The 14,166-nt window shown below is 76.9% G+C and carries 14 protein-coding genes; 10 read left to right on the forward strand and 4 right to left on the reverse strand.

Features of this window, described 5'->3' with window-relative positions; translation table 11 throughout:
- Positions 1–430: 430 nt before the first annotated feature.
- Entirely contained in the window at positions 431–1,186 is a 756-nt protein-coding gene (locus tag C0216_RS18260; protein WP_114058759.1) for a DUF1838 family protein, read from the reverse strand.
- Between the two features lie 124 nt (positions 1,187–1,310).
- On the opposite strand from C0216_RS18260, the gene C0216_RS18265 reads away from it, so the two are divergent.
- The 6 genes from C0216_RS18265 to C0216_RS18290 all read left to right on the forward strand — a co-directional run bounded on the left by C0216_RS18265 (position 1,311) and on the right by C0216_RS18290 (position 6,840).
- Complete coding sequence (locus C0216_RS18265) at positions 1,311–2,342, forward strand: DUF1996 domain-containing protein (RefSeq protein ID WP_114056311.1); 1,032 nt, start codon at positions 1,311–1,313, stop codon at positions 2,340–2,342.
- Between the two features lie 110 nt (positions 2,343–2,452).
- Complete coding sequence (locus tag C0216_RS18270; RefSeq protein WP_114056312.1) at positions 2,453–3,058, forward strand: sigma-70 family RNA polymerase sigma factor; 606 nt, start codon at positions 2,453–2,455, stop codon at positions 3,056–3,058.
- Positions 3,055–3,822, forward strand: coding sequence for an anti-sigma factor family protein (locus C0216_RS18275; protein ID WP_114056313.1), 768 nt, complete (start codon positions 3,055–3,057; stop codon positions 3,820–3,822). Before C0216_RS18270 ends, C0216_RS18275 begins: the two co-directional genes overlap by 4 nt.
- A 291-nt stretch (positions 3,823–4,113) precedes the next feature.
- Positions 4,114–5,070: an ATP-grasp domain-containing protein gene (locus C0216_RS18280; protein WP_114056314.1), complete on the forward strand. Its 957-nt coding sequence runs from the start codon at positions 4,114–4,116 to the stop codon at positions 5,068–5,070.
- The gene (locus C0216_RS18285; RefSeq protein WP_114056315.1) at positions 5,067–5,894 is read left to right on the forward strand and encodes an ATP-grasp domain-containing protein; all 828 of its coding nucleotides are present in this window, start codon (positions 5,067–5,069) and stop codon (positions 5,892–5,894) included. The genes C0216_RS18280 and C0216_RS18285 overlap by 4 nt, the downstream gene beginning before the upstream one ends.
- A gap of 76 nt (positions 5,895–5,970) precedes the next feature.
- Positions 5,971–6,840 (forward strand): DMT family transporter, encoded by an 870-nt coding sequence (locus tag C0216_RS18290; RefSeq protein ID WP_114056316.1) that lies wholly within the window; start codon positions 5,971–5,973, stop codon positions 6,838–6,840.
- Between the two features lie 25 nt (positions 6,841–6,865).
- Here the strand turns inward: C0216_RS18290 and C0216_RS18295 are convergent, their stop codons facing one another.
- Complete coding sequence (locus tag C0216_RS18295) at positions 6,866–7,225, reverse strand: hypothetical protein (RefSeq protein ID WP_114056317.1); 360 nt, start codon at positions 7,223–7,225, stop codon at positions 6,866–6,868.
- A 44-nt stretch (positions 7,226–7,269) separates the two neighbouring features.
- Positions 7,270–8,346, reverse strand: coding sequence for a DUF2330 domain-containing protein (locus tag C0216_RS18300; RefSeq protein ID WP_114056318.1), 1,077 nt, complete (start codon positions 8,344–8,346; stop codon positions 7,270–7,272).
- Between the two features lie 143 nt (positions 8,347–8,489).
- Between C0216_RS18300 and C0216_RS18305 the strand changes: the two genes are divergently transcribed.
- Positions 8,490–8,969: a hypothetical protein gene (locus C0216_RS18305; RefSeq protein WP_162793259.1), complete on the forward strand. Its 480-nt coding sequence runs from the start codon at positions 8,490–8,492 to the stop codon at positions 8,967–8,969.
- Here the strand turns inward: C0216_RS18305 and C0216_RS18310 are convergent.
- Entirely contained in the window at positions 8,927–9,799 is an 873-nt protein-coding gene (locus tag C0216_RS18310) for an NAD-dependent epimerase/dehydratase family protein (protein ID WP_114056320.1), read from the reverse strand. The genes C0216_RS18305 and C0216_RS18310 overlap by 43 nt on opposite strands.
- A gap of 72 nt (positions 9,800–9,871) precedes the next feature.
- Between C0216_RS18310 and C0216_RS18315 the strand changes: the two genes are divergently transcribed.
- The 3 genes from C0216_RS18315 (at position 9,872) to C0216_RS18325 (ending at position 13,971) form a co-directional block, all read left to right on the forward strand.
- A complete protein-coding gene (locus tag C0216_RS18315; protein WP_114056321.1) occupies positions 9,872–10,807 on the forward strand; it encodes a LysR family transcriptional regulator in 936 nt (311 codons plus the stop codon).
- On the forward strand, positions 10,804–12,372 hold the full coding sequence (locus C0216_RS18320) for a hypothetical protein (RefSeq protein WP_114056322.1): 1,569 nt from the start codon (positions 10,804–10,806) through the stop codon (positions 12,370–12,372). The genes C0216_RS18315 and C0216_RS18320 overlap by 4 nt, the downstream gene beginning before the upstream one ends.
- Positions 12,373–12,486: 114 nt before the next feature.
- The gene (locus tag C0216_RS18325; RefSeq protein ID WP_114056323.1) at positions 12,487–13,971 is read left to right on the forward strand and encodes a condensation domain-containing protein; all 1,485 of its coding nucleotides are present in this window, start codon (positions 12,487–12,489) and stop codon (positions 13,969–13,971) included.
- The last annotated feature ends 195 nt before the right edge of the window (positions 13,972–14,166 follow it).

Below are 14,166 nucleotides of genomic sequence, written 5' to 3' on the forward strand. Positions count from 1 at the left end.
GCCGCCACGGATATCAGCCTGCGTCGCGTTGCGTGCACGGTCTTCCCTTTCGCGGGCCGGTCCCGGGCAGGCCGGAGCGACCCCGGTTGGGGCGGTGTGGGAGGTGGGGTGACGATCTTACGGGGCCGGGCGGGCTGGTCAGTTCCGGCCCGGCCACCGCGGGATCGCCGCGCCGTCCCTGCCGCTTCGGCGGGGCTGGGACGGCGTCGGTGCTGGGCGGTCGTCCGGCTCGCGGCTTCGCACCATGTGGGGTTGGGACGGGGGCCGCGGGCGGGGGAAGATCGCCGGTGGCCAGACAGTAGGCAACGCGCAGGTGAACTCGATACGGGGAAAACCCTTGTCCGCCCCCTGCCGACCCCCGAGCTGCCCTCCCGGGACCGCAGGCCACCTGCCGGAACCCCCGCCGAGCTGGGGCTTTGCCGCGCGGGCCCTATCCCGTGGTGCCGAGGCGGCGGAAGTGGGTCCAGCTCGTCTCGTTGGGCTCGGACCACTTCTCCGGGGCGTGCGCGAACTCGGGATGCCGGTCGGCGATGAACCGCCGGGTGCGCTCCGGGACCTCCGCGTACGAGCCGAGCTTGCGGCCGCGGCAGTGGAAGGTGAGCCCGCCGGGGCGCTGGCCCTGCTCCATCCACGGCAGCCAGGGCGACATCCGCGTCCAGGACATCGTGCACGGCACGCCGGGCTCCCCGGTGTCCAGCACCGAGGCGGGGGCGAAGAACTGGAAGAGCTCCAGGGCCCGGTAGGTGTCCCCCGCGGAGTGCAGGGGGTAGTCGGCGACGGGCAGCGGCGAGGGGTAGGAGAGGGGGATCTCCAGGCTGAAGCAGACCTGGTCGCCGAGCCGGGTCAGCGGGACGGGGAACGGGCGCAGGGCCAGGTTGGCCGGGTCGTTCCAGACGTGGACGACCCGCCTGCCCTCCCAGGTGTCGAGGATGTCCCGGGTCCGCGGGTCCAGGTAGAAGGCGGCCTCGCGGGCCAGGAGGCGGTAGCCGCCGCTCTCCTCGTCCGCCACGAGGCGGGCGGCGTTGACGCCTTCGAAGCCGAACAGGCGGCGGTAGGGCTCGTCCGGGGCCCAGGAGTGGACGTCGCCGGACCACCAGAAGACCGTTTCGGCGCCGTCGAGGGAGGCGCGGGCGCGGGCGAAGGCGCGCAGGAGCTCGGCGGGGGCCGGGCCGGGTGCGGTTGTCATGCCGGGTACTGTGCTCGGCCGCGCGCAGCCGGGCAAGGCGCCCTCGGGCCGGTTGTGGCGGGCCGGCGGCCGGGATGCGGACTGCGGGTTGACGCGGGGGCGGTCAGCGGCGACGGTGATCCGCATGGTGAGGGGAAGCGGGCGCCGCAGGCGCCGCGGACGCCGTCCGCTCGCGCTGCTCGCGCCGGTGCTGTGCCTGGCGTTGGGGGCGGGGCTGGCCGCGGCCCTGCCGGACGGCGCCCGGCCGGACCGCGCAGGACCGCGCGCCTCCGGACTGCCCGCGCCCGGGCCGGCCACGGCGGAGCCGAGCGCGGATCCGCCCGTACCGGCGGATCCGCCGCCCGCCGGGCCGCAGGCCTCGTCCGGCTCCGTGTCCGTGGACTGCGGGCGGGGAGAGGAGGGCCACCACAACGAGGACAACGTAGTGCTCTCCCCCGGACTCCGCGCCGGCGCCCACCACACCCACGCGTACGTGGGCAACCTGTCGACGGACGCGGCCTCGACGGACGCCTCGCTGGCCGCAGCTGCGACCAGCTGCCGCGGCGGCGACCGCTCCGCGTACTTCTGGCCCGTCCTGCGCCGCACCGACCGGCTGGGGACCCGCCCGCACGAGCGCGCCGCCGGGCACGGCAACACGGGACGCATCCTGCCCGAGGCCGCCGTCACGGTGGAGTACCGCGGCAGCCCGGTGAGCCGGGTCGTGCCGATGCCCCGCTTCCTGCGGGCCGTCACCGGCGACGCGGCGGCGGGCACCGCCCGCGACAAGGGGGGCGTACGGGCCCGCTGGGGCTGTTCCGGTACGCCGGACCGGTCCACCACCCGCTACCCGCGCTGCCCGGCCGGCGAGCGCGTCACCCGTACGCTCGTCTTCCCGAGCTGCTGGAACGGCCTGGACACCGACAGCCCCGACCACCGCGCCCACCTGCGGTTCCCCGCCGCGAACGGCGTCTGCCCGGCGGACTCCTTCCCGGTCCCGCAGCTGCGGATCGGGCTGGAGTACGAGGTGGAGCCGGGGGTCCCGGTCGCCGTCGACTCCTTCCCCGAGCAGCGGCACGATCCGCGGACCGACCACGCCATGTTCGTCAACGCCATGACGGACGAGCAGATGGCGGCGGTCGCCGACTGCCTCAACAGGGGTGCGCGCTGCCGCCTCTGACCCCCCGTCCGCCGCCCGCCTGGACGATGTGACGCAGCTCACTTGAACCGGCGGCTCCGGAACAGCGTGTTCTGACCGCACGGCAGGGCAAGCGAGGACGAGAGGGCGATATGGCCGGACCACTGTGGCCCCGTACCCGGCGGGGCGCGACCGACGAGGCGCTGATCAGGTCGGTCTACGAGGAGCACGGACACGCCCTGCTCGCGTACGCCACCCGGCTGACCGGGGACCGGGCCACCGCCGAGGACGTCGTCCAGGAGACGCTGATCCGGGCCTGGCGGCACGCCGAGGTCCTGGTGAACGGGAAGGGCTCGGTGCGCGGATGGCTGCTCACCGTGGCCCGGAACATCATCACCGACCGGTACCGGGCCAAGGCCGCCCGTCCGCAGGAGGTGTCCGGGGCGGCGGCCGCTCCCCCGGTGGAGGTCGACCACGCCGACTCCGTCGTGGACACGATGACCGTCCTGGGGGCGCTCGACCAGCTGTCGCCGGAACACCGGGACGTGCTGAAGGAGTTGTACTACCGGCAGCTGAGCGTGGCGGAGGCGGCGGACAGCCTCGGCATCCCGGCCGGTACGGTCAAGTCGCGCTCGCACTACGCGCTCAAGGCCCTGCGCGAGGTGTTCCGGCAGAACGGCGGCGCCGCCAAGGGCCGTCGACATCGGTCGGGCAGGCCGCCCCAGCAGCCCGCCGGACTGCGGGAGGTGGTGGCATGAACCGGCAGCGGCACGAGCACGAGGAGGAGCTCCTCGGCCCGTACGTTCTGGGGGTCCTGGACGCGGAGGACGTCCGCCGGGTCGAGGAACACGTCGGCGGCTGCCTGCGGTGCCGCGAGGAGGTGGCCGCGTTGCGCGAGATGGAAGCGGCGCTGGGCGAGGTGCCCGCGGAGGCGTTCCTCGACGGGCCGCCGGCCGGCGGCGACCTGCTGCTCCAGCGCACGCTGCGGCGGGTGCGCGGCGAGGCCGCCGCGGCCCGGCGCAGGCGGTGGGGGCTGGCGGGCCTTGCGGCCGCGGCCTCGCTGGCGGCGGTGTTCTGGACCGGCGCCCGGATGGGCGGCGGCGAGCCCGTCGCGGCGCCGCCGCCGGACCCGTCCCCGGCGGTGACGGCGGCCCCGTCGCCGCCGCCGGCCGGGACCAGGGTGGCCTCCGCGACCGACCCGGGCACCGGGGCGCGGATGACGGTGAAGGTCACCCCGGCCGCCAGGTGGGTGCGTGTCCACGCGGCCGTGACGGGCGTCCCGGCGGGCGAGCGGTGCCGGCTGGTCGTGGTCGCGCGCGACGGCAAGCGCAGCACCGCCGGCAGCTGGGTCGTCGGCGGGCAGGCGCAGGCGGGCAGCCAGGGCGGGGCGGCCGGCGGCGAGGCGAAGGGCGCCGCCCTGGACGGCTCGGCCTGGGTCGACCCGGCGGACGTCCGCGAGGTCCTCGTGGAGAACGAGTCCGGGAAGACGTTCGTCTCGGTGCCGGTCCCCGCGGCCGTCTGACCGCGCCCGCCGGTCCTGCGGGGCCCGGCCGCCGACTCCCCCGGCGGCCGGGCCCCGTACGGCGTTCCCGGGGGCCGGCGGAACCGGGCGGGTGCGGTGCTGCGTGTGAACCCGTGGCGCCCCGTCCGCCGCGGGCGCCCCCGGTGCAGGCCGGGACGGAGGCCGGTGCGCCCCCGCGCCGCGGACCGGACTGATCATCACATTGCGGTTCATGACATCCTGTGACATCACAATTCGCCGGACGTAGTCGGCGGACATCCGGCGATGATGGGGTGGGGAATGTCCAGGTCCATGAGGCTGTGCTTCCTGGTGGAGGAGCACTACCGCCGCGACGGGATGCCCAACGAGGTGATCGGGCAGCTCACCGCGTGGGGACACCGCGTCGACGTGGTGCGCCCCGGCGGCTCGCTGCTGGACATGACCGGAGGCGTCGGCTCCGGCGCACACGACGCCTGGGTCCTCAAGACGGTGTCGGGCGGCCCCGGGCTCGTCCTGCTGGAGGCGGCGGCCGCCGCCGGGATGACCACCGTCAACGACGCCCGATCCATCCGCGGCGTCCGGGACAAGGCGCTCGCCGCCGCCCTCGGGCGGGCCGCCGGCCTCCCCGTGCCGGCCACGTACGCGGCCGCCCGGCCGGAGCTGCTGCGGGAGGTGCCCGCGGCCCGGTACCCGCTCGTCGTCAAGCCCGCCGACGGCAGCTCCGGCCGCGGCGTGCGCCTCGTGTCCTCCCCGGAGCGGCTGGAGGCGCTGCTCCCCGAACTCGCCGCCGAGGGCGGCATGCTGATCGCCCAGCCGTACGTGCCGAACTCGGGCAGCGACATCAAGGTGTACGCCGTCGGCGGCGAACTGTTCGCGACGGAGCGCCGCTCGCCGCTCCACCCGGACCCGGCCGTGCGGGAGCGCCCCGTGCCGCTCTCCGCGGAGGTCGCGGCGATCGCCGCGCGGGTGGGGGCGGTGTACGGGCTGGACCTGTACGGGGTCGACGTGCTGCTCGGGCCCGACGGCCCGGCGGTGGTCGACGTCAACGACTTCCCGAGCTTCCGTCAGGTCCCCGACGCGGCCGCGCGCGTCGCCCGCGCCGTCCTCGGCCTGGCACGCCGCGGCGGCGGGGGCCCTGCCGGGCCGCCCCCGCCGGCGCTCGCGCGGACGGTGCCCGCTGTGGCGGGCGCAGGAGCGGGCCCGCCGGCGGGCGCCGGAGCGCCCGCGCTGGCCCTGCCGGCCCCCCGGACGGGCGAGGCCGCACGGTGAGGGTCTGCCTGATCACCCCCGAGCCGGGACACCCGCTGCTCGCCGCCGCAACCGGCCTGCTGCGCGCCGCCGGACACCGCGTCGACGCCCTGGATCCGGCCGCGGAGCACCCCGCCGGGGCGCCGGCGGACGTGTACCTGCTGAAGGCGCGGACCCCGCGGGCCCTGGCGCTGGCCCGGGAGCTGGAGGGGCGCGGCGCCGTCGTCGTGAACTCGGCCGCGGCGACCGCACTCTGCCAGGACCGTACGGAGATGGCCGCGCTGGCCCTCGCGGCAGGCCTGCCGTTCGCGGGGACCCGCACGCACGCCTCGCTGGCGGCCTGGGCGGCGCAGGAACCGGCTCCGGGCGACGGCCGGCTGCTGGACCCGCCGGTGGTGGTCAAGAGCCGCCACAGCCGCCGCCACGACCTCGTCGCCCGCGTCGACGACCGCGCGCAGCTGCGGGAACTCGCCGCGCAGTGGCCCCGGGAGCCCGTCGTCGTACAGGACTTCGCCCCGAACAGCGGCTGGGACCACAAACTGTGGGTGATCGGCGGCCGGGTCTTCGCCGCGCTGCGCCGCTCCGAGCTGGCCCCGGAGGGCCGCGGACCGGCCCGGCCGCAGTCCCCGGCCGGCCTGCCCGACGGCTGGGCGGAGCTCGTCCTGCAAACCGGCGAGGTGTTCTCGCTGGACGTGTACGGAGTCGACGTCGTCGACACCGGCGGCGGCACCCCGCTCATCGTGGACGTCAACGCCTTCCCAGGCGTCCGCGGCCAGGACGGGGCGCCGCAGGCCCTGGCCGCCCTCGCCCTCGCCCGGGCCCGCGCCGGGCGGCGCCGCGGCTGAGACCCGGCGGGGGGATTGCGCGGCCGGGCGCGTGTCGGCGGGCCGGGCCCGCCCGGGGCGGCGTGAGGATCGGCGGATGGGCGTCCTGCTGCCGGTCCTCTTCGCGCTGTTCGCGGCGCTCAGCAACGCGCTGGCCACCGTGCTCCAGCGGCGGGCCGCCCTGACCGTGCCGCAGAGCCGGGGGTTCCGGCCGGGGCTGGTCCTGGACCTGCTGCGGCGGCCCGTGTGGGTCGCCGGGATCCTCGCGGTGGTCCTGGCCGGGGCGGGCCAGGCCGCGGCGCTGGCCACCGGCGCGCTGGTGCTCGTACAGCCGCTGTTCGTGCTGGAGCTGCCGCTCGCGCTGCTGATCGCCTCGCTGCTGGTCCGGCAGCGCCTGCCCGCTGCGGTGTGGGGGGCCGTCGCAGCGGTCGTCGGGGGGCTGGGCCTCGCGCTGGCCGCGGCCGCACCGTCGGAGAACCGTACGCACGTCCCGCTCGACCGGTGGCTGCCCGCCCTCGCCGGATGCGCGGCGGCCGCGCTGCTGCTGGCGCTCGCCGGACTGCGCAGGCCGCCGGGGCGGGCCCGGGCCGGCTGCCTGGGCGCCGCCACCGCCGTCTGCTACGCCCTCACGGCCGCCCTGATGAAGGACTCGGTGCCGCTGCTCGCCGAGGGCGGCGCGGCGGCCTTCCTGACGGCCTGGCAGACGTACGGCTTCGCCCTCAGCGGCCTCTGCGCGCTGCTGCTGCTCGAACACGCCATGCAGGGCGGCCCGCTGGTGGCCTCGCAGCCGGCGCTGACGCTGGGCGACGCGACGGTCAGCATCGTGCTGGGCGTCGCCCTGTACGACGAGCACCTGCGGACGGGCTGGTGGGTCCTGCCGCAGCTGGCCGGCGTCGCGCTGGTCTGCGCGGGCATCGTGGCCCTGGCCCGCGCCGAGACGGCGGAGGGCGCTCCCCCGACGGCCTGATGCCCGCGGCGTCCCTGGGCTACGATCACGTCGCAATCCGTTCGAACGAACCCCAGAGGTGGCCGGTGGCGCCGAACTCCCGCACCCAGGCGGCGGCAAGAGCGGCGGCCGCCGTCCTGGCAGCCGTCCTCCTGGCCGCGGCCTGCTCCGCCGACCCGGCGGACCCGGCCGCCCCGGCGGATCCCGCCGCCCCGGCCACCACGCCGCCGGCATCGCCGTCCCCGGCCCCGCCCCGGCCGACACCGCCGCCCGCAGAGCCGGCCACGACGGTCCCCGCGACCCCGGCTACCGCGGAGCCGTCCGCCCCGCCGAGGCCGGAGCGGCCCTCCACCCCGCCGCTGCCGACGCTGCCCGAGAGCCCCCCGCCCTTCAAGCCGGGCGGCACGTACTCCCTCCCGCCGCAGCCCCGCTAGAGCACGGCCCGGGCACCTACACGGGGGGCGCGGTTCGGGCGTTGCGGCGGCGGAGCCAGGCCGCCGCGGCTGCCGCGGTGGCCGCCAGGGCGGCGCCGAGGGCCGGCAGCCAGGCCGGGACGCCGCCGATCTCCAGGATCCGGTCGCGGTACACCACCCGGCGGTACGGGGTGTCGGCGGCGGTGGCGCGCAGTTCGTGGTCGCCGTCGATCCGGGCCGGATGGGGAAACCGCTGCTCGATCGCCGTCAGGAACGCCTCCCTGCCGTCCGTGAGGGAGGCGAGCGGCTGCTGCGGGGTGATCCGCCCGGCGAAGGTGACCTCCGGTTCGGCCCCGCCGATCGCCGACGCCGGTTCCATCCGGTGGTCCGCGAGGACGTACAGGCCCAGCGACTGCGGCGTCCTGGCCATCCGCGACAGCCGCATCGGGTAGACGAGGCGGTCGCTGTCGAAGCGGATCCGCAGCGGGTCGAGGTCGCCGCGGAGGGGCCTGCCCTCGTCCTGCGGGGCGAGCCGTACGGCGACGTACTCCCAGCCCTGGTCGACGTACGGCTTCACCTCGGTGGTGAGCGTGTCGGGCAGGGAGAAGCCGTTGGCCTCCAGCCAGCCGCGCAGGGCGGCGGGGTCGGTGGCGGTCAGCCGGGCCACGTCGAAGGCGCCGAGGCGTTCGCGGCCGACGACGCCGACCGCCGGCGCGCCGGCTCCCGGCGCGGCGCCGGCGGCGGCGCCGTCCACGGAGTCGAACGGCCAGTCCCCGCTGCGCGGCAGGAAGTAGTGCCGGGTGCGGCGCTCGGGCGCGGTCAGCCGGGAGAGCTGCGTGAAGACCTCGGCGTCCGCGAGGTCGACCGACGCCCGTGTCGGCACCGGCATGATCCAGGCGGCGCGGCGCGCGTCCCCGCCGACGGTGAACCGCATCACGATCTGCTCGGTGCGGCCGTCCCAGCGGACCACGGACGTCTCGCGCTCGACGCCGAGGCTGGCGCCGCCGGCCGGGATCATCGCCCCGCAGCCGCACGCGTAAGCGGGGCTGATCAGCGAGGCCGCCTGGGTGGCGAGCAGGGCCAGGAGCAGGGCCGGTATCCGGCGGCTTTTCATCCACACGGGGTCTCAGACGACGGCCCCGGGGCTCCGGTTCCGGCCGCCGGCCGGGACCCGGCGGCCGTGTGGGCCGGTGCCGCGTGTTCCGGTCTGCGGGGGTCCCCTGTCCGGCTGTCCGACGGCATCCCCATACTGCTGCCATGAGAGGGACGGACAACCCGCGCAGCAGCCCGCTGGTGCCCGACGCCGTCGTGGCCGAAATCTCCCGGCATGACTGGGATTCCGTCGGCTGCGGGTGCGGCCGCGGCGCCGGGCATCTGGTGGACACCCTGTGGAACGCCGCCGAGGGGCACCCCTCCGCGTTCCGCGCGCTCGAAGGGCACGCCTTCCTGGCGGGCGTGCTGCGGCCGCCGGCCCCCGCGGTGTGCGGGGTGCTGATGGCGGTGTGGTCGGCCGGCCCGCCCCGGCAGGCGACCCGCGAGGCGCTGCTGTGGACGCTGCTGGTGCTGCTGGGCGCGGAGGACGACGGGTCGGCGTACGAGGCGGGCCTGTACGGGCAGTGCGCCGCGTTCGTGCGGCGTGCCGCGGACTCGCTGCGGAGCGAGGCGGTGGACCGGCCCGGCTCCGTGTCGGCGGCCTACGCGGACGGCGTACTGGAACTGCTCGGCATGGCCGCCTGAGCCTCGGCGACGGCTTGCGGAAGCCAGTCCGCGACCCGCTCGAAGGGGAAGCCGAGGCCGGCCGCGCGGCTGTTGTCGAGGGCGTAGGCGCGGTCGTAGGAGAACGGCGATGCCGGCTCCCCGGGCGCCACCACCCGGAGGCGGGCGGAGCGTCCCACCCGGGCGGCGACCGCGTCGCACAGGCCGAGGACGTCGAGGGAGCCGTGGGAGGCGGCGTCCACCGCTCCGGTGAACTCCTGCTCCGCCGCCCAGTGCAGGAAGCGGGCGATCTCGCGGTGGTGGACGAACGAGGTGGCGTACGGGGCGCCGTGCACGGCGACGGGTTCGCCGGCGCCGATCCGCTCGACGTAGTGGGCGAGCCGCCCGGTGAACTCCTCGCGGCCGCCGCCGAGGACGTGCGCGGTGCGGACCGCGGCGAAGGCGAAGGGCGCCGCCGTCCCGCCGGGTGCCGGGCGGGCGAGGACGGCTTCGGCGCGCCGCTTGCCGTCGGCGTAGGCGCGGGCCTCGGCGGTGGGGGGTGCCGGGTCGTACACCTCCATCGTGGAGGTCATGACGTACCGGGCGGTCCGCCCGGCGAACACGCGGCGGGCGACGGCCGCCTGGCGGGGCGTGTAGCAGACCTGGTCGACGACGGCGTCGAAGGTGTGCGGGCCGAGTGCCGCGGCAAGGCCGGGCGCGTCGTCGCGGTCGGCGACGAGGTGGAGGGCGCCGGGCGGCGGGGCGGTGGAGCCGCGGTTGAGGACGAAGACCTGGTGGCCGGCTTCCAGCAGGCCGTGGACCAGGTGCTTTCCGAAGTACCGGCTGCCGCCGATGACGAGAATCCGCTTCATGGCCCCGACTCTGCCGGGATAGGGTCCGCCGGAGAACCGACGATCCGCTGATCATCCCGTAAGGAAAACTGCATGCTCGATGTGCACCGGTTGCGTGTCCTGCGGGCGGTCGCCGAGCACGGCAGCTTCAACCGGGCGGCCGCGGCCCTGCTGCTGACCCCGTCGGCCGTGTCCCAGCACGTCGCCGCCCTGGAGCGGAGCGTCGGCCACCCGGTGGCGGTGCGCAGCCCGCGCGGCGTGACGCTGACCGAGGCCGGGCGGCTGCTGGTGGAGGCGGCCGAGGCGATCTCCGCCGAGCTCGACCAGGTCCGGCATGCCATCGACCGGCTGGCCGCGGTGCGGCAGCGGCTGACGCTCGCCACCTTCACCAGCGGCGGCCGACACCTCCTTCCGCGGGCGCTCCCCGGGTTCGTGGCCGCGCACCCGGAGGTCGAGCTGACGGTGCTGGAGGCCGAACCGGAAGCCGCACTCGCGATGGTCCGCGGCGGCCGGGCCGACCTCGCGGTGGCGTACGCCTTCGACGGCCCGCTGCCCCTGCCGCCGGGTGTCGCCTGGACGCCGCTGCTGGACGACCCGCTGTGGCTGGTGCTGCCGCCCGCGCATCCGCTGGCCGGGCGGGACGCCCTCGGCCCCGACGAACTCGGCGGCGCCCGCTGGGTGCTGGGCTGCCTGCGGACGGAGGCCTTCCTGCGCCGGTACGCGGCGCAGGCCGGGTTCGAGCTGCGGGTGGCGGCCTCCACCACGGACTACTTCTTCGCCCAGACGCTCGTCGGCGCCGGGGTGGGCGTCGCGCTGGTCCCGCAGGTGTGCCTGGCCCCGCCCGCCGGATGCACCGCCGTACGGGTCGAACCGCCCGTCCCGCCCCGGCACATCGGCCTGCTCGGCCCGGTCCGGCGCCGGGCACAGCCGTACGCGCAGGCGCTGGCGGCCGCCCTGCGCACGGCGGCAGAACCGGCCGCAGCAAGACCGGCCGCGGACGCCGCGCGGCCCGCGGAGGCCGCGGGATGAGCCGCCGCCTGCTCCCCGGCATCGCGGCCCGGGAGGACATCCCCTCCGGCCTCCTCGACCGGTTGGTGGCAATCGCCGTCACCGGAGGGGGGCCGGGCGACGACCGCGCTGCCGTGTGGCAGCTGGCCTGGACGCTCTGCGACCGCAGCGACCTCGGCGCGGAGCGGGCGCGCGCCCTCGCCGCGTCCGACCCGGACACCGCCGTCGTACTCGCCCGTTCCGGGCTGCTCTCCCCCGCCGACGTGGATCCGGCCGCCCGGCCGCAGGCGGCGCTGGCCCTGCTGGACGAGGGCTCCGGTCGGCCCGGGTGGGCCCGGCTGCTCGCGGCTTCCCCCGACCGCGAGATCCGGTGGCGGCTGGCGTCCTGCCCGGGGCTCCCGCCGGACGTGGCGCAGGCGCTGGCCGCCGACCCGGACCCGGGCGTCGCCGCCGAGATCGCACTGTGGACGGCGGACCCGGCGCTTGCCGCCCGGCTCGCCTCGCACCCGGACGCGGAGGTCCGGTCGGCCGCCGCGCTGAACGGGGCCACCCCGCCTGAGGTGCTCACCGCGCTCGTCACCGGCGAGGGGCTCCCGCCGGCGCGGTCCTGCCCCGTATGCGGCCGCGGGGAGGCACCCGCCCCGTACGAACCGCCCGCCCGGGCCCGCTGCTCCGGGGCGCACGAGTCCGCCGTACACGACACCCTGGAGCGCGCCGCCCGCAATCCGGCGACGCCGGCCTCGGTCGCAGAGGGCATGGCCGGCCACCCGTCCGTCCTGGTCCGGTGGGCGCTCGCCGAACGGGCCGACCTGCCTCAGGAGGTGTACGCGCGCCTCGGCGCGGACCCGGCCGTCGCGGTCCGCCGCGCGGTCGCCGAGAACCCGGCGATTCGGGAACCCCTGATCCGCACCCTGGCGGCTCGCCGCGACGACCCCGACGTGCTGCGCGCGTTGGCCCGCCACCCCCGGCTGCCGCTCGACGTACTGGCCGAGGTGGCGTCGGCGGTGCGCATCGGCCCGGTCCTGCTGCCGTCCGTCGCCGCCGCGGACCCGGAGGACCTCGCCCGTGCGGCCGCCTCGTCGCCGGCGGCGGTGCGCATGCTGATCACCGAGCGGCACGACCTGCCCGCCCCGCTGCGGGACGCCCTGGCCGACGACGCGGACGCCGCGGTGGCCAGGGCCGCGGCCCCGCACCCGGGCCTGTCCGGAGAGCAGTTGCGCGCGATGGTGGCGCGGCATGGGGGGCAGGTCTGCGCGCGGGTCGCCGCGAACCCCGGCGCCCCCGCGGACCTGCTGGAGGAGTTGGCCCGGCGCGATCCGCCGGTGCGGCGGGCGCTCCGCGCGATCGCCGTCCACCCGAACGCGACGCCAGCGGCGCTGCTGGTGTGCCTGGAGGACGCGCGGGCCTGCAAGGACGCCGCCGCCCACCCCGCGCTGCCCGCGGCCGTGGTGGTGCGGCTGCTGGACCATCCATGCGCGGAGGTGGCGTGGGCGGCGGTCGGCCATCCGGCGCTCCCGGTGGCGGCGGTGGAGCGGCTGGTCGCGGAGGCCGAGCGTGCCGGGCCGGGCGGGCGGGCGCCGGGCTGAGGGCCGGGCCGGTCCGCTGCCGTCGGCACTGCGGCCGCCGCCGCCCCGTCACTTCCACAGCCCGGGTGTCGTTAGCGCCAAGGGGTTGACTCTGGGGGGCGAAGGGATGACGGAATGCGGCAGTTTCCTCTGGAGATGCACGGCATGGCACCGGGCCGGGTCGTCGAATGGCGGTTGCGGTCCACGGCAGGGCCGGAGCCGGCCGCTGAGACAGAGGGCAGGAGGGCGTCCTTCAACCAGGACAAGCACTTCACCGTCGCGGAGGAGAGCCGCGGCGCCGACGACCCCGTCGCCTCCTGGCTGGCGGTCACATTCGAGGTCTCCGAGGACCTCGACGAGGAGGCGATGACGCGGGCCCTCCTCGCGTTCGTCCGGCGGCACGAGGTGCTGCGGTGCGAGTTCCGGCGCCTGGCCGGCGAGTTGGCGTGCGAGCCGATCCCGCCGGCCGAACTCGCCCTCGCCGTGCACCCCGTCGCGTCCTTCGACTCGGCCCCGGAGCTGGTCGGCTTCCTGTCCGAGCGGTTCCAGCGGAGCATCGACACCCTGGCCTGGCCGCTGTTCACGATGGGCGCGGTCCTGCGCCCCGGATCGGCGACCGTCTACCTCGCCTTCGACCACATCGTGTGCGACGGCCTGTCCATGCCGATCGTGGTGCAGGAGGTGCAGGACGCGTACGAGGCGCTGCGCCGCGGCGAGCAGCCGGACGAGCAGCCGGCGCCCAGCTACCTGGACTTCGCGGAGGAGCAGCGCCGCCGCTACCTGTCCTTCGGCGCGGGCGACGCGCGGCTCGGCTACTGGAAGGACTTCATCGCCCGCGGCGGAGGCGAGTTCTTCCCCCGGTTCCCCCTCGAACTGGGCGTGGAGCCGGGCCTGATGTACCCCATCGTCAACGAGGCGTCGCCGCTGCTGGACGCCGCCGAGACGGAGGTCTTCGACAAGGCGTGCCGGGAGGCCGGCGGGAAGGCCTTCATGGGGGTGCTGGCGGCGGTGGCCGTGTGCCTGCGGGATGCCGGGGGGCCCGGCGTGTACCGGGGGTTCATGCCGGTGAGCGAGCGCGGGCGGTCGGGCTGGTCGCAGTCGGTGGGCTGGTTCGTGAACACGATGCCGATCGAGTTCGACGCCTCGCCGGGGCGGGGTTTCGCGGAGGTCGTGGCGGGGGTGCGGGCGGGGTTCGGCGCGATGATGGACCACATCGACGTGCCGTTCGTCCGGGCCTGGGAGCTGCTGGCGCCGGCGGAGTTCGCGGCCCGGTCGTGGCCGTACCCGGTGAACTTCTTCTCGTACATCGACATGCGCAAGTGCCCCGGCGCCGAGCGGCACGCCGACTGGCGGCCCGCGTCGCACGTCTGGTCGGCGCGTGCGAACGGTGTGTGCTCCTGGTTCCAGCGCGACGCGGAAGGGCTCCACATGAACTCGATCTACGTGGACACCCCGGCGGCACGCCACACCATGGCCGCGTTCCAGGAGGCGCTGCGGCGGACGGTCACGGAGATCGCACGCCACGGCTCCTTCGGCCGCCCGATCGGGCTGGCTGCCCCCCGGGGGCCGGTCGGGGCGGCGCTCGGGGTCAGCGGATACGGGTACGCCGCCCGCGGCTGAGGCGCGCAGGCAGGGCGGCGGGGTACCGTCCGCGGCACGCGCGGGTCGGGCGGGGCGGCCCGAGGGAAGCCGGTACGGGCCTCCCGGCGCCGCGACCGGGGCGCCCGCACGCCCCTACGGGCCCTCGGCGGCGGATCCGCCGCCGCGCGGACTGCCGCGCGAGGCTACCGGCCAGTACGATGCCGGGGTCCCCTG

Source organism: Streptomyces globosus (genome assembly GCF_003325375.1).
Lineage (GTDB): Bacteria > Actinomycetota > Actinomycetes > Streptomycetales > Streptomycetaceae > Streptomyces > Streptomyces globosus_A.